This window comes from Umezawaea endophytica, assembly GCF_025061645.1.
GTDB lineage: Bacteria > Actinomycetota > Actinomycetes > Mycobacteriales > Pseudonocardiaceae > Umezawaea > Umezawaea endophytica.
This window is the reverse complement of sequence record NZ_JANYMP010000006.1, coordinates 154,031-179,262: the sequence shown is the minus strand read 5'-3', so window position 1 is coordinate 179,262 and position 25,232 is coordinate 154,031. Positions and strand designations below refer to the sequence as shown.

Sequence of the window (25,232 nt, the reverse complement as noted above, 5' to 3'; positions counted from 1 at the left end):
GCTCCCGCGCGGGTCGGACACCCCGCCCGCGGACTCGACACCCTGTCGAGCGGTGTCCCGTGCTCAGGCCTCGGACGCCGTCCCCCGTACGCCCGGAAGTCGGTCGAAGCAGATCGTGAACCCTTTTCCCGCGCGCCGATGAATGATCATGCGGAAATGACCTTTCCCACCACCACGCGCTCACGACCAAACAAGGGTCCCCCGCCCAGGGGGTCCCCCGATTTCCACATTACTCGCGGGGTCCGACAATTACGGCCGTTGTGGGCAAGAATGAGAAACGCTCGAAAGAGTGACTATTAATCGGTAACGGCACATCGGGTAGCAACAATATCGCCCGATGGTGGCATCAAGTCGACTGGCGGCGCACGAGAATCGTCGGCAGCACTTCGCGGCGAGCCCGGACCGGTTCGTCGCGCAGCAGGCGCAGCAGGTGGGTCACCATGTGGGCGACCTGGTCGTTCGAGTCCTGCTTGATCGTCGTCAGCGGCGGCTCGGTGTGCGGGGCTATCAGCGGGTGGTCGTCGAAGCCCACCACGGCCACGTCCTCCGGCACGCGCTTGCCCGCCTCGCGCAGCGCGTCCAGCGCGCCCGCCGCCATCAGGTCGCTCGCCACGAACGCGGCGTCCAGGTCCGGCACGCGGTCCAGCAGCGCGGCCATCGCCCGCTTGCCGCCCTCGCGGTCGAAGTTGCCGCTCTCGGTCATCAACGCGGTCTCGGCCTCGTCCGCGCCGACGGCAGTGCGCCAGCCCTCGACCCGATCGATGGACGAGTACTCGTCGACCGTGCCCGTGACGCTGACGATCTTCTTGCGCCCCAACGACAACAGGTGCTCGGTCGCGACGACCGCGCCGCCGATGTTGTCGTTGTCGACCAGGTGCAGGCCGCGCAGCGGACCCCACGGGCGACCCGCGTACACGACCGGCAGCGGGAGTTTCCTCGCGACGGACGGCAACTGGTCGCCCTTGTGCGGCGCGAACAGCAGGGCGCCGTCGACGTGGCCGCCCGCCAGGAAGCGCTCGGCGCGCGCCTGGTCCTCGGGGGAGTGCACGAGCATCAGGACCATCTGGACGTCCGCCGCGGCGAGCGCGCGAGCCGCGGCCCTGATCAACTGGCCGAAGTGCGGGTCGTCGAAGATCTTGGGCTCCGGCTCGGAGAACACGACCGCGACCGCGTCCGTGCGCCGGGTGACCAGCGAGCGGGCCGCGTGGTTCGGCGTGTACCCCAGTTCCACCACCGCGGCCGTCACCGCTTCGTGCGCCTCGGGGCTGACCCTCGGCGACGAGTTCAGCACCCTCGACGCCGTCGCCCTCGACACGCCCGCCCTCTCGGCGACGTCCTCCAGGGTGGGTCGCGCCGCGCGCTGCGGTTGGACGGACACGGGCACCACTCCTCGGCGATCGACGAACCGGCTCAGCTTAGCCGGATCAGCCCCGCTCGGGAGCGCTCCCACAGTTCGCGGTCAGCGAGTTCCACCGATTTGCGCGGGAGTTGCGCCGGCAGGCGTGCGCAGCGGCGCGGGAGTGGGCGTGATGGACAGCCTGAGCAACCCGTCCTCCCGTCGCACGGCGGTTTCCAGGCCCGCGCGGGCAGCCGTGCGCACGAGCCCGGTCTCCGACGGCAGGCACCACGCCACGAGCTCGCGGTACCCCGCCGCGCGAGCGGTGTCGGCCAGCGCGCACAGCAGGGCCGTGCCCACACCGCGGTGCTGCCACGCGTCCTCGACGAGCAGGGAGATCTCCGCGCTGTCCGGAGTGGACGTCCGGATCACCTGGCCGAGCGCCACGACCTGGTCCGCGCACTGCGCCACCACGGTCGCGCCCCGCGGCGGGCTGAGCAGCCGGTGCAGCCAGCGGCGCGGCAGCGTGCGCATCCCGGAGTGGTAGCGGGTGAACAGCGTGCGCATCGAGCACCGGGTGTGCAGGGCCGCCACGGCCGCCTCGTCGGCCGCGCCACCCGGCCGCAGCACCAGCGCCATGCCGTCCGCGCTGATCATCGCGGTCGGCCGCGGCGTCGGCGCGCCGGACTCGTCGAGCAGGTCGATCAGCGCCGCCGCCCGTGCCAGCTCGACCTGCGTGAACGGCGACCAGCCGCGCCGCGCGACGACGACCAGGCCGTCGCGGGTCAGCAGGCGGACGTGGTGGCCGGGCTTCTCGTCGTCCAGGTCGCCCTCGGTCCCGACGGGCAGCACCACGACCGAGTCCGCGGCCAGCACGGCGCGCAACGCGGCACAGGCGCTACCGGGGTGGCGGACGGCGTTGCCCGCCGCGCGCAGGGCCGCCGTCGGGGCGTCGACCAGGTCGCGCAGGTCGGCGTTCGTGATGCCGGTGCACCGGCCGCCCTCGGCGCGGATCGCCTCTACCAGGTCGGCGGGCAGCAGGCCGGGCGCGGCCTGCACGACGATCTCGTCGATCACGCCGCCGGGCACCGGGATGACCGACAGGGCGAGCACGTTGCAGTCGCGTTCGGCGAGCCGGATGGTGACCCTGGCGAGGGCGCCGGGACTGTCGTCGAGCTGGACGCGCAGTCGCCAGGTCAGCGGTGTGGTCTTCCCCGTGGGCTCCATCGCCCCAGGCTTCCGAGCCCCTGTTGCCGATGGGGGACGGGCTTGTTTCGACTTCCGCTCAGGCGGAGCAGGTCGGGGGCGGCAGCGGGTTGAGCGGGCTGCACGGCCATTCCCTGACCTTGGTGGTCGTCGTCACGGCGGGCGGCGACGTGGTCTGCGCCGGAGGTGCGACGGCCTCGGTCGTGGTGATCTCGGGGGGCGGCGCGGCGGGAGGAGGGGTGGTCGTCGTGGTCGTGGTCGTCGTCGTGGACGACGGCGGGGCGCTGGAACTCGAATCAACCGACGACGACACCGGTCTGGACGTGCTCGACGGGGGGTTCGTCATCCAGGTGGACCCCGGCTGCGTCGGATCACCGGACTGCTTCCCGGAACCGTCGAGGAGCACACCCAGCAGCACGCCGGCCAACGCCGACGCCGCGACGGCCGAGCCGCACGCGGCCCACAGCACTCGCACAGCAAGCTCCTTCGCAGCGATCACGAGAACATTCACGTGGTGGGGGATTCGTTCGAGACAGTACAGGTGGTTCGACCTGGGATAAATGCGTTGGCTGAACTTAATCGAGCCATTCCACGGCGACCGGAGACGCCCGGATCTGGGTGAACCGATCGATCTCCGAGCACACCGTTTTCCGCGTCGACGCGCTGACCGGGAAAAATGGCTCGACGGCCACCCGCAAGCGCTCACCGCCACGCGCGAACCACCACGAGCCGGTGAACTTTCCGTTCACCGGAGTGACCGGCGACAGCCCACCTTGAGGCCTATACACACGGTCGAGTGAAATGCCGCCGCCCCTCCTGGAGCCGCGGTCACCGCCTGCCGCGCAGCGCGTCCAGGTCCTGCTGGATCCGCGCCAGCCTCCGCTCGGTGCTCGCGCTGCCCGCGATCCGCGCCAGCACCAGGCTCGCGCCCGACAGCCCCGCCACGAGCACCGCGCCGGTCATGTGCCACGTCGGCGCGTCACCGGTGCAACTGAAGACCTCGGTGAACCGCTCGTTCGAGCAGGTCGCGAACGGCACCGCGGCCAGCCCGATGCTCGACGCGGCCACCCCGCCCAGCAGCGCCGAGCCGAACGTGCGCATCAGGTCGAACGCCGCGTTCGCCGTGCCGACCGCGGCGATCACGAACAGCAACGGGACGGGACTGGGGAACGGTCCCGCGGCGGCGCAGCCGAGCATGAGGGACCCGACCACCACCTGCCCGACGGTCGTCTCCGTGCTAGTTCGCGAAACCACCGGGGGACCCTAACCCGATCAGGTGATCCGATGTCAGAACTTCGTAAGGCCGAAACCAGCCCGTGAGGCGCTCCTCGTGTCGAGGATGGACGGACCGACACGAAGGGTTCAGGTGAGGACATGTCCAGGCGGGCAGTGGTGAGCACGATCGCGGTGGTCCTGGTAGTCGTGGCCGGGGTGGGCCTGGCCCTCTTCCAGCCGTGGCGCCTGGTCACGACCAGGACAGCGAACGAGGCTCTCCTGGTACCGACCTCGACCACATCCCAGCCGGCCACATCCCAGCCGACCACCACCCAGCAGACCGCTGCCGAACAGGCCGCACCTCCAGCCCCCTCGACCCCCGCACCTCCGAAGGAACCCGTAGCCCTGGCCTCCGGACCTTTCCGCTCACTGGAGCACGCGACCACCGGCTCGGCCACCCTGGTCCGCCTACCGGACGGCGCCCACGCCGTCCAGTTCGAGGCCCTCGACACCAGCGACGGCCCCGACCTCTACGTCTACCTCTCCGACAAGCCGTCCGACTCGGCGGAGAAGGCCTTCGGCAGCGGCTTCACCAGCCTGGGCAAGCTCAAGGCCAACCAGGGCAACCAGGTCTACGACATCCCCGCCGACGCGAACCTGACCGACGTCCGAAGCGTCGTCATCTGGTGCCAGCGCTTCTCGGCGGGCTTCGCGGTAGCCCCTCTGGAACAAGCGTGACACGCGCGCGAAACATACCCAGTGGTCCAGGCCAAATAGAGCCGTTGTGCCGTATTGACGTATCTGGTCTAGACCTCCTACCGTGGTGGGGGACACAGAACGCCCCTTGCTGATGGGCGGGCGAAAGCCCCATCAGCGAGGAGTCGGCTCACTGGGGTGAGCCATCCGTGGGCGGCGGCGCGGCCTCCCCGCGCCGCCGCCAACGGATCGCCGGTGGGACACTGGAAGACGATGCTCACCAGGACCATCGCGATCCACTACGTCCGAGCCGCCCTCCGCGGCGCCAGACGAGGTGGCCACGACACCACCCCAGTCCTAGCCGCGGCAGGGATCAGCGAATCCCTGCTCTCAGACGACCGCGCCCGCGTAACGGCAGAGCAGTACACCCACCTCATCCAGGCCCTCTGGGACGAGCTGGACGACGAGCTGATGGGCTTCGGCCCCAAACCAAGCAAACGCGGCACCTTCCAAACAATGTGCCTGCTGGCAGTCCACTGCCCAGACCTGGGCGCCGCCCTGCGCAGAGGCCTGGACTTCTACGACCTCTTGGACTCCCGCCCCAACATGGCCTTGGTGGAAGCCGACCCGGACACCTACCGCCTGGAACTGGACCTCTCCACAGCAGACGACCCAGACCACTTCCTGGCAGAGTCCCTGCTCGTCCTGTGGCACCGCTTCTCAAGCTGGCTAATCGGCCGCAGAATCCCCTTGCGCCGCGTCGACTTCAGCTACCCAGAACCCCCACACGGCGGCGAATACCACCTCATCTTCGGCTGCCCACTCAACTTCGAAGCACAGACAACAGCACTCACCTTCGACACCAGATTCCTAAGAATGCCAGTGGTACAGGACGAGAGCGCACTACACCGCTACCTACGGGGCTCCCCAGCAGAACTGTTGTCCCGCAGGGACTACGGCGCAAACACAGCGGGCTTGGTCCGCCGCATCCTGGGCAACGGCATCACCGGCGGCCTACCAGAGGTAGCAGCAAGACTAGGCGTAAGCGCCCCCACACTACGACGCAAACTGGCAGCAGAAGGCACCTCATTCCGCGAGGTACGAGAACAACTACTACGCGACCAAGCAGTAGCAAGCCTCGTACGCGGCGGCGAATCAGTAGAAGACCTGGCCCTAAGACTCGGCTTCTCAGAAGCCAGCGCCTTCCACCGCGCCTTCAAACGCTGGACAGGCACCAGCCCAGGCACCTACAGAGCAGGCAACACCTAGAACCCGCAACAGGACCAGCGCGCCACCCGCCACATTCGCTTGGCCCCCGGCCTCAACCCACACCGGGACCAGCAGCACTTCACCGGGCCCCCGGCCCCAACCAGCACCGCAACTCACCGCAGCCAACCTCTTCGGCCCCCGGCCCCAACTTTCCCCCATCCCAACCGAGCGCCCCCGCAGCTCTTCCAACCCCACCCCCCAGCCGCACCCCGATGTTCAGCGCCCGTCATGGCTCCTTCGCTTTGTCAAGGCATCTTTCTCGCCTTGACAAAGCGAAGGAGCCATCGACACACTCGCGCAATCGGGGTGTACCCCACCGCACCCTCACGAGCCCCACAGGACCCCCCACCACATCCCAACCAGGACCCTAAAAACCCTCCCCCCGCCCAGCCCGATCCCTCAACGAAGCAGGCGGCCGAAACCTCTCCCCATAACTATCCGCCAGATAATCCGCCCGCTCCACAAACGCCCTCAACCCGTACGAGTTCACGAACTGCAACGTCCCCCCGGACCAAGGCGCGAACCCAAACCCAAAGATGCTCCCGATGTTCGCATCCCGAGCACTGGTCAACACCCCTTCATCCAAACACCGCACAGTCTCCAACGACTGCACGAACAACAACCGATCCGCCACATCCTGCTCAGCCACCCCAGCGTCCTCCCGCACATACCGGGTCACCAGTTCCGGCCACAGGAACTTCTTCCCCCCCACCGGATACTCGTAAAACCCAGCCCCACCAGCCTTCCCAGGCCGACCCAACTCCACCAACTCCTGGATCACCCGATAAGCCGGATGCTCCCCCAACGCAGCCAACGAAGGATCATCCGCCAACGTCTGATCCCGAATCTTGAGCTGCAACGTCAACGTGACCTCATCGGACACCGCCAACGGCCCAACGGCCATCCCCATCTTCCGAGCCATGTTCTCGATCAACGCGGGCCGCACCCCCTCGGCCACCATCGTCACGGCCTCGGTCACGTACGTCCCGAACGTGCGCGACGTGTAGAACCCCCGACTGTCGTTGACCACGATCGGCGTCTTCCCGATCTGCAACACGTAGTCGAACGCCTTCGCCAACGTCTCGTCCGAGGTCTTCTCCCCCCGGATGATCTCCACCAACCGCATCTTCTGCACCGGCGAGAAGAAGTGCAGCCCGATGAACTTCTCCGGATCCGTCACCGCCGTGGCCAACCCGGTGATCGGCAACGTCGACGTGTTCGACGCGATCACGGCATCCGGCAACGCCGCCGCCTCGGCCGCCGGCAACACCTTCCCCTTCAACTCCCGGTTCTCGAACACCGCCTCGATGATCAGATCGCAACCACCCAGATCCGCGTCCGAATCGGTGGGGGTGATGCCAACGATCCCCGCCGCCCCCTTCGAAGCGGCCTCCAGCGTCACGTCCTTCAGCACGACCTCGATACCGGCCTTGGCGCTCACCTCGGCGATCCCGGCACCCATCATCCCCGCGCCGAGCACCCCGACCTTGGTCGTCTTCCGACGCTCCACACCGGACGGACGCGACCCCCCGGCGTTGATCTCGTTGAGCTGGAACCAAAACGCGGTGATCATGTTCTTCGACACCTGCCCGGAGGCCAGCTCCAGGAAGTACCGCCCCTCGATCTGCAACGCCGTCTCGAAGTCCACCAACGCACCCTCGACGGCCGCGGCGAGGATCTTCTCCGGCGCCGGGTACGCCCCGTGCGTCTTCTTCCGCAGCACGGCCGGAGCGGCGGCCAGCAGCGAGTAGACGTTCGGATCGCCCACCCGCATGTCCTTGATCGCGAACCCCGGCCTGTCCCAGGGCTGCTGCGGAGCGGGGTTCGCCGCGATCCACGCGCGGGCCTTCGCGATCATCTCGTCACGGTCGGCGGCCAGCTCGTCCACGAACCCGGCCTGCAACGCCCGCGAGGGCCGCAACTGCTTGCCCTCCATCAGCAGCGGCAGCGCGGCCTGCAACCCCAGCAGCCGCACCATCCGCGTCACACCACCGCCACCGGGCAACAACCCCAGCGTCGCCTCGGGCAACCCGAGCTTGATCCTGTCGTCGTCCAGCACCACCCGGTGGTGGCACGCCAGCGCGATCTCCAGCCCGCCACCCAGCGCGGCACCGTTGACCGCGGCCACCACGGGCTTCCCCAGCAGCTCCAACCGCCGCAACTGCGACTTCACCAGCGACACCCCGTCCAGCGCCGCCGAGGAGTTCTCCGGCGTCACCTGGATCAGCAGGTTCAGGTCCCCACCCGCGAAGAACGTCTTCTTCGCCGACGTCAGCACCACACCGGTGATCTCGTCGCGCTCGGCCTCCAGCCGGTCGATCGCGACCCCCATCGCCTCCTGGTACTCGGCGTTCATCACGTTCGCCGACCCGGACATGTCCATCGTCAACGTGACGACGCCCTCGGCGTCCTTCTCGTAGTGCACAGGCATGTCTCAGACCCTCTCGATGATCGTCGCGATACCCATGCCGCCGCCGACGCACAGCGTGGCGAGCCCGCGCCGCAAGCCCTGGCGCTCCAACTCGTCCAGCAGCGTCGACAGGATCATGCAGCCGGTGGCCCCCAGCGGGTGCCCCAGCGCGATGGCGCCGCCGTTCACGTTGATCTTCTCCTCCGGCAGGTCGAGGTCGCGCTGGAACTTCAGCACCACCGACGAGAACGCCTCGTTGATCTCGAAGAGGTCGATGTCCTCGACCGTCAACCCGGCCCGGTCCAACGCCTTGCGCGCGGCGGGCGCGGGCCCGGTCAGCATGATCGTCGGCTCGGTGCCGATCACGGCGGTCGCGATGATCCGGGCCCGCGGCGTCAGCCCGAGATCCCGACCGGCCCGCTCGTTCCCGATCAGCATCGCCGCGGCGCCGTCGACGATCTGCGACGAGTTGCCGGGGTGGTGGACGTGGTTGATCCGCTCGACCGACGGGTACCGGTCGATCGCCACCGAGTCGTACCCGAGGTCCCCGTGGAACTGGAAGCTCGGCTTCAGCCCCGCCAGCCGCTCCAGCGTCGTCTCCGGCCGGATCGTCTCGTCGGCCGCCAGCACCAGCGTGCCGTTCTGGTCCACGACGGGCACGATCGACCGGTCGAAGTGGCCCTTCTCCTGCGCCAGCGTCGCGAGCCGGTGCGACCGCACGGCCCACGTGTCGACGGCCTCCCGGTCGAAGCCCTCCAGGGTCGCGATCAGGTCCGCGCTCACGCCCTGCGGCACGAAGTTCGTCGCCATGTTGGTCTCGGGATCCGACGCCCACGCGCCGCCGTCCGACCCCATCGCCACCCGCGACATCGACTCGACGCCACCGGCGACCACCAGGTCCTCGAACCCGGACGCGACCTTCGCCGCCGCCATGTTCACCGACTCCAGGCCCGACGCGCAGAACCGGTTGAGCTGCACGCCCGCCGTCCGCTGCGCCCAGCCCGCCGCCATCACGGCCGTCCGCGCGATGTCCGAGCCCTGCTCGCCGACCGGCGACACCACGCCGAACACCACGTCGTCCACCTGCGAGGTGTCCAGCGCGTTGCGCTCGGACAGCGCCTTCAGCACCCCGGCGGCCAGCGTGACCGGCTTGACGCTGTGCAGCGACCCGCGCTTTCCCTTGCCGCGCGGCGTCCGCACGGCATCGAAGATCAAGGCTTCGCTCATGTACTCGACGGTAGGCCCGCGGCGGGACCTTGCCCATGACCGGGACAGGTGACCCTTTCGCTCACTTGAGCGGTCCAGAAGGCCCGTCCGACCAGGCCCGGACCATCCGTGACCGACAAATTAGCTCACTTTCGACGCCTCATCCGAAGCGCGATGGTCATGGCAGACCAGCCGGTGCGGTGCTTGGCTGGGGAGTATGTCGAAGCGCCGTTCCGCATGGATGACCGAGGACCTGGACCAGCTCCGCGAGCTGAGCCGCACGTTCATGGCCAAGGAGATGACACCGAACCAGGAGCGCTGGGCGGCGCAGAAGCACGTCGACCGGGACCTGTGGACGAAGGCGGGCGAGGTCGGGCTGCTGTGCCTGTCGATCCCCGAGGAGTACGGCGGGGGCGGCGGCACGTTCGCCCACGAGGCCGTGGTGATCGAGGAGCAGGCGCGCGCGGGCGACAGCGCGTGGGGCAACAGCGTGCACAGCGGCATCGTCGCGCCCTACCTCCTCGCCTACGGCACGGAGGAGCAGAAGCTGAGGTGGCTGCCGAAGCTCGCCAGCGGCGAGTACGTCGGCGCCATCGCGATGTCCGAGCCCGGCGCGGGGTCGGACCTCCAGGGCATCAAGACCAAGGCCATCCGCGACGGCGACTCCTACGTCATCAACGGCTCGAAGACCTTCATCACCAACGGCAGCCAGGCCGACCTGGTGATCGTGGTCGCCAAGACCGACCCGGCCGGGGGAGCGGCGGGCACCTCGCTGGTCGTCGTCGAGACCGCGCAGGCGCCCGGCTTCCGGCGCGGCCGGGTGCTCGACAAGGTCGGCATGAAGGGCCAGGACACCGCCGAGCTGTTCTTCGACGACGTGCGCGTGCCGGAGGCCAACCTGCTCGGCGGCGCCGAGGGCCAGGGGTTCGTCCAGCTCATGAACCAGCTCCCGCAGGAACGGCTGATCATCGCGGTTGCCTCCGTCGCGGGCATCGAGGCCGCCGTCGCGCTGACGCTGGACTACGTGAAGGACCGGACCGCGTTCGGCCGCGAGCTGATCAAGTTCCAGAACACCCGGTTCACGCTCGCCGAGTGCGCCACCGAGGCGGCCGTGACCAGGTCGTTCGTCGACGACTGCATCCAGCGGCACCTGGAGGGGCAGCTCGACGTCCCCACGGCGGCGATGGCCAAGTGGTGGTCGACCGAGCGGCTCTGCCGGGTCGTCGACGAGTGCGTGCAGATGTTCGGCGGCTACGGCTACATGACGGAGTACCCGATCGCACGGGCCTGGGCCGACGCGCGCGTGCAGAAGATCTACGGCGGCACGAACGAGATCATGAAGGAAATCATCGCCCGGTCGCTGTAGAGCAGGAGCCAACCATGAAGCAGGGACCACTGGCCGGGCTGCGCGTCGTGGAACTGGCCGGGCTCGCGCCCGCGCCGTTCGGCGCGATGGTGCTGGCCGACCTGGGCGCGGACGTCATCAGGGTGGACCGGATCGGCGGCGACCCCGGCGCGGTGCCGGGTGACCCGCTGAGCCGCGGCAGGCGGTCGGTGGGCATCGACATCCGCACCCCCGAGGGCGCGGGGCTCGTGCTGCGCCTGGTCGACCGGGCCGACGTGCTGATCGAGGGCTTCCGGCCCGGCGTGACCGAACGGCTGGGCATCGGTCCGGCGCAGTGCCTGGCCCGCAACCCGCGGCTGGTCTACGGCCGCATAACCGGCTGGGGCCAGGACGGGCCCATGGCCGACCTCGCGGGCCACGACATCAACTACATCGCCCTCTCCGGGGCGCTGGAGCCCATCGGCCGGGCCGGGCAGCCGCCGACCGTGCCGCTGAACCTGCTCGGCGACTTCGGCGGCGGTGGCCTGCTGCTCGCGATGGGCGTGCTCGCCGCGCTCTACGAGCGGGAGCGCTCCGGTCGCGGCCAGGTCGTGGACGCGGCGATGGTCGAGGGCGCGGCGCTGCTCACCACGTTCCTGCACGGGATGCGCGGTGCGGGCGGGGAGAAGGGCGAGCGCGGCACGAACCTGCTGGACGGCGGCGCGCCGTTCTACGACGTCTACCGAGCGGCCGACGGCCGGTACGTCAGCGTCGGCGCGCTGGAGGACAGGTTCTTCGCCGAGCTGGCGCGGGTGCTGGACCTGGGGGAGCTGCCGAACCGGCACGACCCGGCGAACTGGCCCGAGGTGCGGGAGCGCATCGCGGCGGCGATCGGGACGAGGACCAGGGACGAGTGGGCCGACCTCGCCGCGGGCACCGACGCGTGCCTGGTGCCGGTGCTCGAACCCGGTGAAGCGCCGTCGCACCCGCACAACGTGGCGCGGGGGGTCTTCGTCGACGTGGACGGGATTTCGCTGCCCGCGCCCGCCCCCCGGTTCGACCGCACCCCCGCCGGGACACCGGAACCACCCGTTCGGGCCGGAAAGCACACGATCGAGGTGTTGGAGGAGCTCGGTCTCGTCGACTCGGAAATTACGGAACTGACTCGGTCCGGAGTAATTGGCTGATCAATAAAAGGGCACGAAAATGTCGCCGGGAAAGAATCACGGCAGTGGAACCGCGTGATCACGCAGCGTGCTCACCGAGTGCGGCTCGGGGGGGTCAGGGGGACCCTCTGGGTGTGCTGATGGTTCGCGAGTACCTCGGTGCTCTAGCTGGGGGGTTGCCGGACGAGACGCCCGTACCCAGGTCATCGACCTCCGCGGGGCGGCCCTTGAGCGGCCATTCGGGTGATGCTGAGACCCCCTCAGGCGTCTCAAGCGGCCGATCTTAGGGCCGGTCGGGGGCGGCGTGCGTGTTCGAGGTTCATCATCCGGGTGAATGGGGGACCATGTCGGGTGACACGGCGTGCTCCCGGTCGTCACCGGTGGCCGACGCACGAACCTGAGCGGACGGAGTGGCTTGACGTGAACACGAAGAAGGTGGTCGTGCTGGCGGCGGTCGCGCTGGTGCTGTTCCTCCTGATCACCCGCCCGGTGGAGTCGGCCGACGCGGTCTCGCAGGTCCTCGCCTGGCTGCGCGAGGGAGCCGAAGCGATCATCACGTTCATCCGGAGCCTCTTCGCCTAGTCGCCCGCACCCCGATTTCGTCCCGTTCCGCCGGGTTTCGCGGCCCGCGCCGCGCTGGGCCGCGAAACCCGCTCACGGACCATCACCCACGGTGACATCGTGCCCAGGCCGTTGGACCTTATGGGTGGAATAGGGCCTATAACACCCTGGTAACGGGGTTATCGACAAACAAGGGTCTAGCGGTTGGCCGAACCCTTGAATACGGTGCGCTGCATTGGCTGATCTTCGACCCCAGGGAGGCATAAATGGTCGAGGACTCCGGAGTCGACGAACTGCTTAGGCAGTGGGCGGCGGAGCGGTCGGACGACGCTGAGATGCAGGAGGTGAACCGGATCAAGAACGCCTGGCTGGCGGAGGCACCACCCAGCGCGTCGCCGGGGATCCCCTCCCAGCGGGCGAACGGTGGTCCACGTGGAGTGGTGCGGGTCGAGTCGGCCAGCCCCGCGTACGTGGCGGCTATGCGGAGGAGGGCGCCCGAGGTGCCCGAGGTCCTCCTGGAGGCGGCGGCGAGCTACTGGCAGCTCGTGGGCGACCTCGCCGAGGCGGAGCAGTGGTGGGACGCGGGCATCAGCCCGTTGGACCAGCGCGCTCTCGACTACCGGGTGGCCGGGCTCCTGCCCGCGGACCTCGGTCGTCGACTCGGACCGATGACGGTGCTCCAGCACCTGCGTCGGGGCAGCGCGGCGGCGTGGTGCGTCGCCAGGTTGCAGCGGCAGCGCCGGGACGGCGTGGCCTAGGAGGTCGGCGGTCCGGAAACGGGAGCGGGCTCCGTGGTGGAGCCCCAAACCCTTGGGTCACCCGGCCCTGGACCTCCAACCGCAGTAGCGCCGGTGCTAGCTTTGACGTGTGTCCGGCGGCCCGATCACCTCCCAGCGAGTGGCTATCGCGCTCGTGTGCGTCGTCGCGCTGGTGGGCTGTTGCGGTCTCGCGTGGTGGCAGTGGACGAGGTTCGAGTCCGCCAGCGGGACCTTCCAGAACCTCGGCTACGTGTTGCAGTGGCCGCTGTTCGGACTCTTCCCGGCCTTCATGGTCTGGCGCATCCGCAAGCTCGACGCCCAGCGCAAAGCCGAGCCGCCCGTGGTCGCGCCCACGCCTGTCGTTACCGTTGACGCCGTCAGGGCGCCCGCAGTGGACGAGGACGACGAGCTCGCGGTCTACAACCGCTACCTCGCCGAACTGAACTCGCGGGACCAGCGGTGAGCGGAACGAAGGCGGTCGGACGGGCGATGAGCGGTGCGTTGAACCGGTTCAGGTTCATGGCCTACGTGGTCGGTGTGGGCCTGTTGCTGCTGGTCGTGGCCATGCTCTTCAAGTACCTCGGCGACTCGCCCGGTCTGATCAAGCTCGTCGGTCCGGTCCACGGCTTCCTCTACGCCATCTACCTGGTCATCGCCGTCGACCTCGGCCTCAAGGCCCGCTGGTCGATCAAGGGCACGGTCCTGGTCCTGCTGGCAGGCACGATCCCGTTCCTGTCGTTCTACGCGGAGCGCAAGGTGGTCGAGCGCGTCCGGGAGGGCGTCCCCCTGTGAGGCGACCCCTGTTGACCTGCGGCACGGCCTGCGAATAGCGTCTGGCACATCAACTGAACACGGCCGTCGATGGCGCGCGGAAGAGTCCCCGCAAGGGGCGCCGAAGGAGCAAATCCTCCCCGGAATCTCTCAGGCCCAGGTACCGCGCGACGCAGGCAACTCTGAAAAGCAGGCGCGCCAGCGCGCCTCGCCCACGGTGCAAGTCGCGCTCGCGCGACGAAGCTCTCAGGCTCATGACAGAGGGGGAGGCTCGCTCACAGGAGGAGTCTCGCGGATGACCGTGTTCCCACTGCCCGCCGCCGGTCGACCAGTCGCCCTCGCGGCGCGGTCGGCCGTTGAGCATGCCCACCAGGGAGGATCCACCCAGATGGAAAGCCGTCGGACGCCGCTGCACGCCGAGCACGAGGCGCTGGGCGCCATGTTCACCGACTTCGCGGGCTGGCGGATGCCCCTGCGCTACGACAGCGAACTCGCCGAGCACCACGCGGTCCGCACGACGGCGGGGCTGTTCGACCTCACGCACATGGGCGAGATCGTGCTGGAGGGCCCGGAGGCCGGTGCCGCCCTGGACCACGCGCTGGTCGGGCACAGCTCCGCGATCGGCGTCGGCCGCGCCCGCTACACCATGATCACCCAGGCCGACGGCGGTGTGCTGGACGACCTGATCGTGTACCGGTTGGGCGACACCGAATTCCTCGTCGTCGCGAACGCCTCCAACGCCGCGCTGGTGTTCGGCGAACTGGTCGAGCGCGCGAAGGGCTTCGACACCACCGTCGTCGACCGGTCGACGGACTACGCGCTGCTCGCCGTGCAGGGGCCGAACTCGACCGCGATCCTGGCGGGCCTCACGCCGACCGACCTGGCGACGGTGAAGTACTACGCCTCCTACCCGACCGAGGTCGCGGGCACGGCGGTGCTGCTGGCCAGGACGGGCTACACGGGCGAGGACGGCTTCGAGCTGTTCGTGGCCCCGGCCGACGCCCCCGCCGTCTGGGCGGCGCTGCTGGAGGCCGGCAAGGACCACGGCCTGAAGCCCGCGGGGCTCGGCTGCCGCGACACGCTGCGGCTGGAAGCCGGGATGCCGTTGTACGGCAACGAACTCGACACCGCGCACACCCCGTACCACGCCAACCTCGGCCGGGTCGTGAAGCTCGACAAGCCCGGCGACTTCGTCGGTCGCGACGCGCTGGCGAAGATCGCGGAGTCCGGTGTGGACACCACGCTCGTCGGTCTCAAGTCCGAGGGCCGCCGGGCGCCGCGGCACGGGTACACCGTGCTGGACGCCGACGGCGCCGCGGTCGGCGAGATCACCAGCGGCGCACTGTCGCCGACGCTCGGGTACTCGGTGGCGATGGCCTACGTGGCCAGGAGCAGCGCCGAGTCCGGCACCAAGCTGGCGGTGGACGTCCGGGGCAGGCAGGAGCCCGTCGAGGTCGTCGCACTGCCGTTCTACAAGCGCGCCAACTGATCCGTCCAAGGGAGATTCCATGTCAGACCACTTCAACACCTCCCTCGCGGAGTTCGACCCGGAGGTGGCGGAAGCCGTCGCCGCCGAGCTCGCCCGCCAGCAGAACACGCTGGAGATGATCGCGTCGGAGAACTTCACCCCGGTGTCGGTCCTCGAAGCGCAGGGATCGGTGCTCACCAACAAGTACGCCGAGGGCTACCCCGGCCGCCGCTACTACGGCGGCTGCGAGAACGTCGACGTCGTCGAGCGGCTCGCCATCGCGCGGATCAAGGAGCTGTTCGGCGCCGGCTTCGCCAACGTGCAGCCGCACTCCGGCGCCCAGGCGAACGCCGCCGCGATGTTCGCGCTGCTGAACACCGGTGACACCATTCTGGGCCTCGACCTGGCGCACGGCGGTCACCTGACGCACGGCATGCGGATCAACTTCTCCGGCAAGCTGTACAACGTCATCCCGTACCACGTGTCCGATTCGGACGGTCTGGTCGACATGGCCGAGGTCGAGCGCCTCGCCGTGGAGCACCAGCCGAAGCTGATCGTCGCGGGCTGGTCGGCGTACCCCCGCCAGTTGGACTTCGCCGAGTTCCGCCGGATCGCCGACTCCGTGGGCGCGTTCCTGATGGTGGACATGGCCCACTTCGCGGGCCTGGTCGCCACCGGCCTGCACCCGAGCCCCGTGCCGCACGCGCACGTGACCACGACCACCACGCACAAGACCCTCGGCGGTCCGCGCGGCGGCGTGATCCTGTCCAACGACGCCGACATCGCGAAGAAGATCAACTCCGCGGTGTTCCCCGGCCAGCAGGGCGGCCCGCTGGAGCACGTGATCGCGGGCAAGGCCGTGGCGTTCAAGCACGCCGCGAGCCCGGAGTTCGCCGACCGCCAGCGCCGCACCGTCGAGGGCGCGAAGATCCTGGCGAACCGCCTGGTCCAGCCCGACGCCGCCGCTGCGGGCATCAAGGTGCTCACCGGCGGCACCGACGTGCACCTGGTGCTGGTCGACCTCGTCGCGTCGGAGCTGGACGGCAAGCAGGCCGAGGACCGCCTGCACCAGGTCGGCATCACCGTCAACCGCAACGCCGTCCCCAACGACCCCCGCCCGCCGATGGTCACCTCAGGCCTGCGCGTCGGCACCCCCGCCCTGGCCACCCGCGGCTTCGGCGAGGCGGACTTCGCGGAGGTGGCCGACATCATCGTCGCCGCCCTCCTGGCCGACCCGGACTTCACCGAACTCCGCGCCCGCGTCGAGGTCCTCGCCGCCAAGCACCCGCTGTACCCGAGCCTGTAGTCCGTGGCGGTGGTGGAGGCCGACCGGCTTCCACCAACCCCGACCACGCCAACGAGAACGGCCCCCCGCGGGTGCGGGGGGCCGTTCTCGTCGTACCTCACCGCGAAGCGAATGAGCGGCAAGTCTTCGGTGTACCAGGTGTGCACTGAAGCCCGGCCCCTTCCCCGGGGCCGGGCTTCACGCTCTACCTGTGGTTTTCCACTACACGGGGGCCGTGACGCCCGGCGGGAGGCACTCGACGTTGCGCTTGCCGTTCGGCTGGATCACGAACCACGTGCCGCCGACGCCCTGGCCCGCCCACTTGCCCGGACCCGGGTCCTTCGAGTAGGTGTACAGGCCCCAACCGTCGATCGTGACCTGCTCGGTGCCGTCAGCGCGCTTCAGCGTGCCGACCAGCGCCGGGTCGACGCCTTCGAGCTGCGGGGTGGAGCCCGCGGGGACGACGAGCGGCGGCCAGGTGACGGCGCACGCGTCGTTGCAGTTGGAGACCGGCGGCTTGGGGGTGTCCTTGTCGAAGCGGTACAGCGTGCGGCCGTCGCCGTCCTGCACGACGTCGCCCATCTTGTCGACGGTCTTGGCGACCAGTCGGATGTTCGAGACGGCGGGCGGCGCGGCGGCGGCGGGGGGCTGGTCGGCGGCGCTGGTCTGCGCACCGGCGGCGGGGGCGTCGGTGCCCGCGGCGGCAGGGGTGTCGTAGCCGTAGTCACCCGGCGCGGCAGCCGCCTCCACCGCGGGTGCGGTCTGAGCCACGTTGGTGCCCTGGACGCCAACGGCGTTGGTGCTCCACATGACCAGGGCGAGCACGGTTGCCATGCCGCCTGCGACGGCGATGGCGATGCGGTTACGTCGGATCACTTCTCGACTCCTCCTCGTCCGTTCATTCGCTTCATGGAGCAATACGGGGGGACCGCGTGAGCGGTTCAGAACCGAACCGAAAACAATCTCGGGACGAACTACAGCTACCCGTCTTGGCACAGGAGGCTCGTGGTGGTCGGAACCGGTGGAGTGGCAGGTCAGCTTGCCGCCGTCGTCGAAAAGGTCCTCGGAACGCCCCTGCCGATCGGCTTGCGGGCCTGGGACGGGAGCAGCGCGGGCCCCTCGAACGGACCAGTGGCGGTGATCCGGTCCAAGCGCGCGCTGCGCCGCCTGGTGTGGAACCCGGACGAGCTGGGCCTCGCGCGCGCCTACGTGGCGGGCGACCTGGACGTCGAGGGCGACCTGACCGACGGCCTGGCCCGGTTCTGGGCGCTGGCCAGGCAGGGCGCGCTGCGCGCCGGCAAGCCGAAGGCCTCCGACCTGTTCGGCGCGGCACGGGTCGCGCTGCGCCTCGGCGCGCTCGGCCCCCGGCCCGCGGCGCCCGGTGAGGAGGCCCGGCTGTCCGGCACGCGGCACACCCGCAGCCGCGACCAGGCGGCCATCGCGCACCACTACGACCTGAGCAACGACTTCTACCGGCTCGTGCTCGACCCGAGCATGGCGTACTCCAGCGGCTACTGGACGTCGGACAGCCCCGAGTACACCGTCGCGGACGCGCAGCGCGACAAGCTCGACCTGGTCTGCCGCAAGCTGGACGTGGGACCCGGCACTCGGATGCTCGACGTCGGCTGCGGCTGGGGTTCGATGATCATCCACGCGGCCAAGCACTTCGGCGCGTCCACGACCGGCGTTACGATCTCCCGGCAGCAGCACGCGCACATCAAGACGCGCATCGCCGACGAGGGACTGGAAGACCTGGTGACGGTCAAGCTCCAGGACTACCGGGAGGTCGACGACGAGCCGTTCGACGCGATCTCCACGATCGAGATGGGCGAGCACGTCGGCGAGGAGAACTACCCCGAGTACGCGGCCACGCTGCACCGCCTGCTCAAGCCGGAGGGCAGGCTGCTGCTCCAGCAGATGTCGCGCGGCGCCAACGCCCCCGGCGGCGGCGCGTTCATCGAGTCCTACGTGGCCCCGGACATGCACATGCGGCCGGTCAGCGCGACGGTCGGCCACCTGGAGCGCGCGGGCCTGGAGATCCGTGATGTGGAAGCGCTGCGGGAGCACTACGTTTGGACCGTGCGCGCCTGGGCCGCGACGCTGGAGGAGCGGTGGGCCGAGGTCGTCTCGCTGGTCGGCGAGGGCCAGGCGCGGGTGTGGCGGCTCTACCTCGCGGGTGGGGCGCTGACGTTCGAGGAGGGGCGGATGGGCGTGGACCAGGTCCTCGCGGTGCGGCCGAGCGCGAACGGGACGAGCGGCATGCCGCGCACCCGTGACTGGGTGGTGCGGTGAACGCCGGTGCCTTCGGCCTGAACGTCCTGCTCACCGCGGTCTTCGTGCTGGTGCTCGTGTCGGCGCTGTTCACCGCGGCGAGGTCGCGCGGCCGGTACGACGTGATCGACGTGTTCTGGGGCGTCGGCTTCGCGATCATCTCCGTGGTCACGCTGCTGATCGCCGGTCCGACGTCGCGCGGCCTGCTGGTGGCGCTGCTGACGGTCGTGTGGGGCGTCCGCCTCGGCTGGCACATCCACGCGCGCAACCGCGGCAAGGACGAGGACCCGCGCTACGTCGCCATCCTGAAGCGGCGGGGCGTGCTCGGCATGTACCGCGTGTACGTGACCCAGGCCGTCGTCATGGTGCTGGTGTCGCTGCCGGTGCAGGCCGCGTCGTACCTGACGGCCCCGCTCGGCCTGCTGGACTACCTCGCCGTCCTCGTCTGGGTGGTCGGGTTCGCGTTCGAGTCGGTCGGCGACTGGCAGCTCTCGAAGTTCCGCGCGGACCCGGCGAGCAAGGGCCAGGTCATGGACCGCGGGCTGTGGCGCTACACCAGGCACCCGAACTACTTCGGCGACGCCGTCGTGTGGTGGGGCCTGTTCCTGTTCGCCACCCACCACTGGGTCGGCCTGCTCACGGTCGTCGCGCCGATCGCCATGACGTTCACCCTCGCCAACGGCACCGGCAAACCGCTGCTGGAGAAGGACATGGCCAAGCGCAGGCCCGGCTACGCCGAGTACGTGGAGCGGACCAGCGGCTTCGTGCCGTGGCCGCCGAGGAAAACGGCCTAGTTCTTACCCGCTTCTCACCGTGACGGGTCAGACTCCAGCACGTGATGAGCACGGTGCTGCTGGCCGACGACGATCGGGCGATCCGCGAGTCCCTGGTGCGGGCGATGGAGCTGGAGGGGTACCGGGTCATCCCGGTGCCCAACGGCGTCCAGGCGCTGAACGAGGTGCGGCGCTCCGGTGTGGACGCCGCGGTGGTCGACGTGATGATGCCCGGCGTCGACGGCCTGGACGTGTGCCGCCTGCTGCGCGCGGACGGCTACCGCACCCCGATCCTGCTGCTGACCGCCCGGTCCGAGACCTCGGAACGGGTCGAGGGGCTGGACGCGGGCGCGGACGACTACCTGGTGAAGCCGTTCGAGCTGGACGAGCTGATGGCCCGCCTGCGGGCGCTGCTGCGCCGCGTGGAGCCGCCGGACGGGAACAGGGTGCTCCAGGTCTCGGACCTGCGGATCGACCCGGCCGCCCGGCGGGTGTGGCGCGGCGGCACCGCGGTCGAGCTGTCCAAGACCGAGTTCGACCTCCTGGAACTGCTGGTGCGCAACGCGGGCATCGTGCTCGACCACGCCACGATCTACGACCGGATCTGGGGCTACGACTTCGGCGTCGAGTCGAAGAACCTCGCGGTGTACGTGGGGTACCTGCGGCGCAAGGTCGGGATGCCGTCGCTGATCCACACCGTGCGCGGTGTCGGCTACACGGTGCGTGGGGCGTGAGCGCGCGGCGTGGGCTCACACGGGCGTTCACGGGCATCTCGGTCGCCGTCGTCCTCGCCGTCTCCGGCGCCGCCTACGGCATCGGGGAGAGCGCGCTGGAGGGTGACGCCGAGAGGGCGTTCCGCTCGCAGGTCGACGCCACGGTCGACCGCGTCTCGTGGACCGAGCTGACCCCCAAGGGGTTCACCGAGGACGGCGAGGTCGGAAGTGACGTGATGCGCTCCCGCGACGCCGTCACGCAGGTCCTCGCGGGTGACGGCAGGCTCGGCCGGACCGACCAGGAGGCGGGCTCGTTCCCCGTCTACACCGTGGACAAGGAGATCGCCGCCCTCGACACCGCAGGGGAGACGGCCGAGCGCGAGTTCACCCCTCGCGGCGGTGAGGAGCTGCGGGTGGTCACGGTGTCGCTCGGTGGTGGCCGGGGCGCCGTCCAGCTCGCGCGGCCGATCTCCCGGACCGAGGCGCTGGTCACCGGGTTCGCCTGGCGCCTCGCGGGTGTCGCGGCGCTGGTGCTGCTGATCGCGGTCCTGGTCGGGAGGGCCGTGGCCCGGCGCCTGACCCGCGGGCTGGAGTGGCTGACGGGGGCCGCCGAGGAGGTCGCCGCGAGCGGGAGGCTGGACCTGATGCTCGGGGCGGGCGGGAACGACGAGGTGGCCAGGCTGGGGGCCGCGTTCGACTCGGTGCTGGTGCGGCTGGCGGGCGCCCGCGAGGACCAGCGGCGGCTGGTGCAGGACGCGAACCACGAGCTGCGCACGCCGCTGACCAGCCTGCGCACCAACATCTCCGTGCTCAAGAGGGTGGACGAGCTGCCGTCGGAGTCGCGCGGGCAGCTCATCGAGGACCTGGACGGCGAGGCGCGGGAGCTGTCGCACCTCGTGGCGGAGCTGATGGAGTTCTCGGCGGAGCGGCGGGTCGACGAGGAGTTCAGCGCGGTCGACCTGCCCGCCCTCGCCGACCGGGTCGCCACCCGAGCCCGGCGGCGCAGCGGGCGCGAGGTGCTGGTGGACGCCGAAGGCGTGGTCACGGGGCGCGTGCGCGGCCTGGAGCGTGCGGTGACCAACCTGGTCGACAACGCGGTCAAGTTCTCCGAGGGACCGGTCGAGGTGGTGCTCCGGCCGAACGGGTTCCGCGTGCTCGACCGGGGCCCCGGTGTCGCGCCGGAGGACCGAGCCCACATCTTCGACCGGTTCCACCGCGCCACGTCCGCGCGCTCGCTGCCCGGTTCGGGGCTCGGGCTGGCGATCGTCCACGAGGTCGCCACCACCCACGGCGGCACGGTGTTCGCCCGCCAACGGCCTGGTGGCGGTGCGGACATCGGCTTCACGCTGTGACCCTGTCCACCGGCCGCGACCAGCGCGGATCCCGGCATTAGGGTGGCCGGGTGGGCAACGAAACCTCCTTCCCGCGCCAACACGCGCGCACCCAGCGGTTCACCCTCGGCGCACCGAGGACCTTCACCGTCGCACCCGACGGTTCACACGTGTACTTCCTGCGCGTCGCGTCGGCCACGAGCCGTGCGAACGGGCTGTGGGCGCTGGACACGGCCACCGGCGTCGAGACGCTCGTCGCCGATCCGGCGGTGCTGCTCACCGACCCCGAGGACCTCTCGCCGCAGGAGCGCTCACGGCGGGAGCGCAGCCGGGAGTCGAGCGCGGGCCTGGTCGGCTACGCGGTCGACTCGGCCGCGCGCCAAGCGGTGTTCGCCCTGTCCGGCAGGCTGTTCCTGGCCGATCTGACGACGAACGAGGTGCGGGAGCTGCCCGCGGCGGGCTCGGTGATCGACCCGAGGTTGGACCCGACCGGCGCGCGCGTCGCGTACGTGGCGGAGGGGGCGCTGCACCTCCTCGACCTGGCGAGCGGCGAGGACACCGCGCTCGGCCACGACGACGACCCCGAGGTCACCTGGGGCCTGGCGGAGTTCATCGCGGCGGAGGAGATGAACCGGTTCCGCGGGTACTGGTTCGCGCCGGACGGCACGGCCGTGCTCGCCGCGCGGGTGGACAACACCCCGGTGCCGCGCTGGCACATCGCCGACCCGGCCAACCCGGCGACGCCCGCGACCGAGATCGCCTACCCGGCGGCGGGCACGCCGAACGCGCTCGTGAGCCTGTCGGTGCTGGGCGTCGACGGCACGTCCACCGCCGTCGAGTGGGACCGGGACGCCTACCCGTACCTGGCGTCGGTGCACTGGTCCGCGGGCGGTGCCCCGCTGCTGCTGGTGCAGACCAGGGAGCAGCGGACCGCGCTGGTGCTGGCCGTGGACACCGCGACCGGCGCGACCGAGGTGGTGCACACCGACACCGACCCGCGCTGGGTCGAGGTCATGCCGGGCGTGCCCGCGTGGACGCCGGACGGCAGGCTCGTGCGGATCGCCGTGCGCGACGACGCGAACCGGCTCGTGGTCGGTGACGACGAGTGGACGCCGGACGGCCTCCAGGTGCGCGCGGTGCTCGACGTGACGGCGGACGACGTGCTGGTGACCGCGTCCGAGGACGACCCGACGCAGGTGCACGTCTACCGGGCGACGGCGGCGGGCGTCGAGCGGCTGTCCACTGTGGACGGCGTGCACCACGCCGTGCGAGGCGGTGGCGTCCTGCTGCTGACGTCGGCCTCGCTCGACTGGTTCGGGTCGAGGGTGACGGTGTCGACGGGGCAGGAGATCGCGTCGTTCGCCGAGACCCCCGTGCTGACGCCGGAGGTCCGGCTGCTGGCGGTGGGGGAGCGGGACCTGCGCGTGGCGCTGCTGTTCCCGACCGGCCACGTGCCCGGCTCGGCGAAGCTGCCGGTGCTGCTCGACCCGTACGGCGGGCCGCACGCGCAGCGCGTGCTGTCGGCGCGCAACGCCCACCTGGCGTCGCAGTGGTTGGCGGACCAGGGTTTCGCGGTGCTCGTCGCCGACGGTCGGGGCACGCCAGGTCGTGGCCCGGTGTGGGAGCGGGAGATCGCGTTCGACTTCGCGGGGTCGACGCTGGAGGACCAGGTCGACGCGCTGCACGCCGTGGCGGCGCGGTTCGACGACCTCGACCTGTCGCGCGTGGGCATCCGGGGCTGGTCCTACGGCGGTTACCTGGCGGCGCTGGCCGTGCTGCGCAGGCCGGACGTGTTCCACGCGGGCATCGCGGGGGCCCCGGTCACCGACTGGGCGCTCTACGACACGCACTACACCGAGCGCTACCTGGGGACCCCGCAGGACCGGCCCGAGGTGTACGAGGCGAACTCGCTGATCGCCGACGCGCCGAAGCTGGAACGCCCGCTGATGATCATCCACGGGCTGGCCGACGACAACGTGGTGGCGGCGCACTCGCTGCGGCTCTCGTCCGCGCTGGTCGCGGCGGGCAGGCCGCACACGGTGCTGCCGCTGAGCGGCGTCACGCACATGACCCCGCAGGAGCAGGTCGCCGAGAACCTGCTGCTGCTCCAGGTGGAGTTCCTGGCCAGGTCGCTGGCGTGAGCCCGAGGGGGGAGCCGGGAAACGGCTCCCCCCAACGGTTCTACGCCAGGGACTGGCGAACGGTGAACGGCGGGATCGAGCCCGACAGCAGCGCCAGGTCGTCGATCGTCTCCGGCTGGTAGCCGGAGGTCGTCAGCCGCTCGGCCATCAGCGAGGTCGGGTCGTCGACCACGTCCGCGCGCCCGAACAGGTACGCCCACTCGTGCTCGTCGGAGCCGTAGTAGACGACCGTGTCGAACACGTCGTTGAACCGCTGGAACGAGCGGATCAACGTGGTGTTGCGCCACATGGTCTGGCAGCCCGCCTGCGTCACGACGACACCGCCGGGCGTGAGCAGCGCCTTGCACATGCGCAGGAACTCCTCGCCGTACAGGCGGTTGTGCTGCGCCTCCTCCTCGCGCTCGTCGGGGAGGTCGACCAGCACGATGTCGTACTTCTCCGAGGTGGTCCTGATGTACTCCCACCCGTCGATGTACTTCACCCGGACGGGTCCGGTGCCCGCCTCGGCCTCGGCCAGCTCGGACTGCGAGTAGCCGTAAGGCAGGTGTTCCGCGCACAGCTTCACGGCCTGCTCGTCGATGTCGATGTGGTCGACGACGGTCGCGCCCGCCTCGACGGCCATCTGGCACACGACGCCCTCGCTGGACCCGATGACCAGCACGCGGTCGACGGTGTCCGCGAGCAGCAGCGCCGGGACCATCAGCGCCTCGTGGTAGGTGAGCTGGCTGAACTCCGTGCTCTGGCGGTCGTCGTCGCAGAACAGGGACCGGCCCTGCGCCGTGTCGGCGATCACCAGGTGCTGGAACTCGGTCTTCGTGTCCACCACGACGTCCTTGACGTCCCAGAGGCGGTGCAGGCCGTCGCCCAGTGGTTCCCTGATGGAGTTGTCGATCGTGGTCACGCCGTTTCCTCACCAACGAGAGCCGGGACGCGGTTGCCCCGGATGATCATGTCCGTCCGTGTCGACGCGGCGCCCAGCGCCTCGGCGAGCAACTGCACCGCAAGCGCGGGTTTCGCCTTCGTACCGCAGGTGAACACGTCCACGAACACCGATCCGACTTCCGGGTAGGTGTGGATGGACGCGTGCGACTCCGAAAGCAGGGCCAGGACGGTGACCCCCTGCGGATCGAACTGCTTGGAGACCACCTCCAGCACCGTGGCATTCGCCTGGGTGAGAGCCTCACCGAGCGCGTGTCGCAGGAACTTCTCGTCGTCGAGGATCTCGGGGCTCACGCCCTCCAACTCGGCGAGCACGTGCTGTCCTGCGAACAAGCCGACCGGCTCCGTCTCGCACGGAACTTCGGACATCAATCACTCCAAACATCTTCAGTG

At 70.0% G+C, this 25,232-nt stretch carries 24 protein-coding genes and 2 riboswitches; of the genes, 15 read left to right on the top strand and 9 right to left on the bottom strand.

Annotation, left to right across the window (positions count from 1 at the left end):
- Positions 1-346 precede the first annotated feature (346 nt).
- From NZH93_RS15325 to NZH93_RS15310, 4 genes are all read right to left on the bottom strand, one after another.
- Positions 347-1,378 (bottom strand): LacI family DNA-binding transcriptional regulator, encoded by a 1,032-nt coding sequence (locus NZH93_RS15325; protein ID WP_259623731.1) that lies wholly within the window; start codon positions 1,376-1,378, stop codon positions 347-349.
- An 81-nt stretch (positions 1,379-1,459) separates the two neighbouring features.
- The gene (locus tag NZH93_RS15320) at positions 1,460-2,563 is read right to left on the bottom strand and encodes a GNAT family N-acetyltransferase (RefSeq protein WP_259623730.1); all 1,104 of its coding nucleotides are present in this window, start codon (positions 2,561-2,563) and stop codon (positions 1,460-1,462) included.
- A 58-nt stretch (positions 2,564-2,621) separates the two neighbouring features.
- Complete coding sequence (locus tag NZH93_RS15315; protein ID WP_259623729.1) at positions 2,622-3,017, bottom strand: hypothetical protein; 396 nt, start codon at positions 3,015-3,017, stop codon at positions 2,622-2,624.
- Between the two features lie 353 nt (positions 3,018-3,370).
- Complete coding sequence (locus tag NZH93_RS15310; protein ID WP_259623728.1) at positions 3,371-3,796, bottom strand: hypothetical protein; 426 nt, start codon at positions 3,794-3,796, stop codon at positions 3,371-3,373.
- Between the two features lie 120 nt (positions 3,797-3,916).
- On the opposite strand from NZH93_RS15310, the gene NZH93_RS15305 reads away from it, so the two are divergent.
- Both NZH93_RS15305 and NZH93_RS15300 read left to right on the top strand, forming a co-directional pair.
- The gene (locus tag NZH93_RS15305) at positions 3,917-4,495 is read left to right on the top strand and encodes a DM13 domain-containing protein (RefSeq protein ID WP_259623727.1); all 579 of its coding nucleotides are present in this window, start codon (positions 3,917-3,919) and stop codon (positions 4,493-4,495) included.
- A gap of 231 nt (positions 4,496-4,726) precedes the next feature.
- Positions 4,727-5,722, top strand: coding sequence for an AraC family transcriptional regulator (locus tag NZH93_RS15300; RefSeq protein ID WP_259623726.1), 996 nt, complete (start codon positions 4,727-4,729; stop codon positions 5,720-5,722).
- Between the two features lie 367 nt (positions 5,723-6,089).
- On the opposite strand, the gene NZH93_RS15295 is transcribed toward NZH93_RS15300, so the two are convergent.
- Positions 6,090-8,153, bottom strand: a complete 2,064-nt coding sequence (locus tag NZH93_RS15295) for a 3-hydroxyacyl-CoA dehydrogenase NAD-binding domain-containing protein (protein WP_259623725.1) — start codon at positions 8,151-8,153, stop codon at positions 6,090-6,092.
- A 3-nt stretch (positions 8,154-8,156) separates the two neighbouring features.
- On the bottom strand, positions 8,157-9,359 hold the full coding sequence (locus tag NZH93_RS15290; RefSeq protein ID WP_259623724.1) for an acetyl-CoA C-acetyltransferase: 1,203 nt from the start codon (positions 9,357-9,359) through the stop codon (positions 8,157-8,159).
- Between the two features lie 220 nt (positions 9,360-9,579).
- Between NZH93_RS15290 and NZH93_RS15285 the strand changes: the two genes are divergently transcribed.
- From NZH93_RS15285 to glyA, 8 genes are all read left to right on the top strand, one after another.
- Positions 9,580-10,704 (top strand): acyl-CoA dehydrogenase family protein, encoded by a 1,125-nt coding sequence (locus NZH93_RS15285; RefSeq protein WP_259623723.1) that lies wholly within the window; start codon positions 9,580-9,582, stop codon positions 10,702-10,704.
- A 14-nt stretch (positions 10,705-10,718) separates the two neighbouring features.
- Positions 10,719-11,849: a CaiB/BaiF CoA transferase family protein gene (locus NZH93_RS15280; RefSeq protein WP_259623722.1), complete on the top strand. Its 1,131-nt coding sequence runs from the start codon at positions 10,719-10,721 to the stop codon at positions 11,847-11,849.
- A gap of 399 nt (positions 11,850-12,248) precedes the next feature.
- Complete coding sequence (locus NZH93_RS15275) at positions 12,249-12,410, top strand: hypothetical protein (protein ID WP_259623721.1); 162 nt, start codon at positions 12,249-12,251, stop codon at positions 12,408-12,410.
- A 245-nt stretch (positions 12,411-12,655) separates the two neighbouring features.
- Entirely contained in the window at positions 12,656-13,147 is a 492-nt protein-coding gene (locus NZH93_RS15270; protein ID WP_259623720.1) for a helix-turn-helix transcriptional regulator, read from the top strand.
- A gap of 109 nt (positions 13,148-13,256) precedes the next feature.
- Entirely contained in the window at positions 13,257-13,610 is a 354-nt protein-coding gene (locus NZH93_RS15265; protein WP_259623719.1) for a hypothetical protein, read from the top strand.
- Between the two features lie 26 nt (positions 13,611-13,636).
- Positions 13,637-13,939 carry a DUF3817 domain-containing protein gene (locus tag NZH93_RS15260; RefSeq protein ID WP_259623913.1) on the top strand — a complete coding sequence of 101 codons (303 nt, stop codon included), beginning with the start codon at positions 13,637-13,639 and terminating at the stop codon, positions 13,937-13,939.
- A 67-nt stretch (positions 13,940-14,006) separates the two neighbouring features.
- A riboswitch (glycine riboswitch) is annotated at positions 14,007-14,094 on the top strand.
- Positions 14,095-14,189, top strand: a riboswitch (glycine riboswitch).
- Positions 14,190-14,306: 117 nt separating this feature from the next.
- Positions 14,307-15,407, top strand: a complete 1,101-nt coding sequence (gene gcvT / locus NZH93_RS15255) for a glycine cleavage system aminomethyltransferase GcvT (protein ID WP_259623718.1) — start codon at positions 14,307-14,309, stop codon at positions 15,405-15,407.
- A 19-nt stretch (positions 15,408-15,426) separates the two neighbouring features.
- A complete protein-coding gene (gene glyA, locus NZH93_RS15250) occupies positions 15,427-16,692 on the top strand; it encodes a serine hydroxymethyltransferase (protein ID WP_259623717.1) in 1,266 nt (421 codons plus the stop codon).
- Between the two features lie 201 nt (positions 16,693-16,893).
- Here the strand turns inward: glyA and NZH93_RS15245 are convergent, their stop codons facing one another.
- Positions 16,894-17,547, bottom strand: coding sequence for a hypothetical protein (locus NZH93_RS15245; protein ID WP_259623716.1), 654 nt, complete (start codon positions 17,545-17,547; stop codon positions 16,894-16,896).
- 129 nt (positions 17,548-17,676) lie between these two features.
- Here NZH93_RS15245 and NZH93_RS15240 point away from each other — a divergent pair, with 129 nt between their 5' ends.
- The 5 genes from NZH93_RS15240 to NZH93_RS15220 are packed head-to-tail and all read left to right on the top strand — an operon-like array spanning position 17,677 to position 23,900.
- Positions 17,677-18,963 carry a class I SAM-dependent methyltransferase gene (locus NZH93_RS15240; protein ID WP_372506634.1) on the top strand — a complete coding sequence of 429 codons (1,287 nt, stop codon included), beginning with the start codon at positions 17,677-17,679 and terminating at the stop codon, positions 18,961-18,963.
- Positions 18,960-19,736 (top strand): DUF1295 domain-containing protein, encoded by a 777-nt coding sequence (locus NZH93_RS15235; protein ID WP_259623715.1) that lies wholly within the window; start codon positions 18,960-18,962, stop codon positions 19,734-19,736. Before NZH93_RS15240 ends, NZH93_RS15235 begins: the two co-directional genes overlap by 4 nt.
- Positions 19,737-19,780: 44 nt before the next feature.
- Positions 19,781-20,449 (top strand): response regulator transcription factor, encoded by a 669-nt coding sequence (locus NZH93_RS15230; RefSeq protein WP_259623714.1) that lies wholly within the window; start codon positions 19,781-19,783, stop codon positions 20,447-20,449.
- Positions 20,446-21,780, top strand: a complete 1,335-nt coding sequence (locus NZH93_RS15225; RefSeq protein ID WP_259623713.1) for a sensor histidine kinase — start codon at positions 20,446-20,448, stop codon at positions 21,778-21,780. The genes NZH93_RS15230 and NZH93_RS15225 overlap by 4 nt, the downstream gene beginning before the upstream one ends.
- Positions 21,781-21,830: 50 nt before the next feature.
- Positions 21,831-23,900, top strand: a complete 2,070-nt coding sequence (locus NZH93_RS15220; RefSeq protein ID WP_259623712.1) for a S9 family peptidase — start codon at positions 21,831-21,833, stop codon at positions 23,898-23,900.
- Between the two features lie 40 nt (positions 23,901-23,940).
- Here NZH93_RS15220 and NZH93_RS15215 read toward each other — a convergent pair whose 3' ends face one another.
- Together NZH93_RS15215 and speD are read right to left on the bottom strand one after the other, a co-directional pair.
- The gene (locus NZH93_RS15215) at positions 23,941-24,792 is read right to left on the bottom strand and encodes a spermidine synthase (RefSeq protein ID WP_259623911.1); all 852 of its coding nucleotides are present in this window, start codon (positions 24,790-24,792) and stop codon (positions 23,941-23,943) included.
- A 5-nt stretch (positions 24,793-24,797) separates the two neighbouring features.
- The gene (speD, locus tag NZH93_RS15210; protein WP_259623711.1) at positions 24,798-25,208 is read right to left on the bottom strand and encodes an adenosylmethionine decarboxylase; all 411 of its coding nucleotides are present in this window, start codon (positions 25,206-25,208) and stop codon (positions 24,798-24,800) included.
- Positions 25,209-25,232 lie beyond the last annotated feature (24 nt).

Bases quoted from the DNA above. Each gene is read 5' to 3' on its own strand.
- NZH93_RS15285 (WP_259623723.1), top strand. From the start codon at position 9,580: ATGACCGAGGACCTGGACCAGCTCCGCGAGCTGAGCCGCACGTTCATG.
- NZH93_RS15295 (WP_259623725.1), bottom strand. From the start codon at position 8,153: ATGCCTGTGCACTACGAGAAGGACGCCGAGGGCGTCGTCACGTTGACG.
- NZH93_RS15230 (WP_259623714.1), top strand. From the start codon at position 19,781: ATGAGCACGGTGCTGCTGGCCGACGACGATCGGGCGATCCGCGAGTCC.
- gcvT (WP_259623718.1), top strand. From the start codon at position 14,307: ATGGAAAGCCGTCGGACGCCGCTGCACGCCGAGCACGAGGCGCTGGGC.
- NZH93_RS15290 (WP_259623724.1), bottom strand. From the start codon at position 9,359: ATGAGCGAAGCCTTGATCTTCGATGCCGTGCGGACGCCGCGCGGCAAG.
- NZH93_RS15320 (WP_259623730.1), bottom strand. From the start codon at position 2,563: ATGGAGCCCACGGGGAAGACCACACCGCTGACCTGGCGACTGCGCGTC.
- NZH93_RS15300 (WP_259623726.1), top strand. From the start codon at position 4,727: ATGCTCACCAGGACCATCGCGATCCACTACGTCCGAGCCGCCCTCCGC.
- NZH93_RS15270 (WP_259623720.1), top strand. From the start codon at position 12,656: ATGGTCGAGGACTCCGGAGTCGACGAACTGCTTAGGCAGTGGGCGGCG.
- speD (WP_259623711.1), bottom strand. From the start codon at position 25,208: ATGTCCGAAGTTCCGTGCGAGACGGAGCCGGTCGGCTTGTTCGCAGGA.
- NZH93_RS15280 (WP_259623722.1), top strand. From the start codon at position 10,719: ATGAAGCAGGGACCACTGGCCGGGCTGCGCGTCGTGGAACTGGCCGGG.
- NZH93_RS15305 (WP_259623727.1), top strand. From the start codon at position 3,917: ATGTCCAGGCGGGCAGTGGTGAGCACGATCGCGGTGGTCCTGGTAGTC.
- NZH93_RS15260 (WP_259623913.1), top strand. From the start codon at position 13,637: ATGAGCGGTGCGTTGAACCGGTTCAGGTTCATGGCCTACGTGGTCGGT.
- glyA (WP_259623717.1), top strand. From the start codon at position 15,427: ATGTCAGACCACTTCAACACCTCCCTCGCGGAGTTCGACCCGGAGGTG.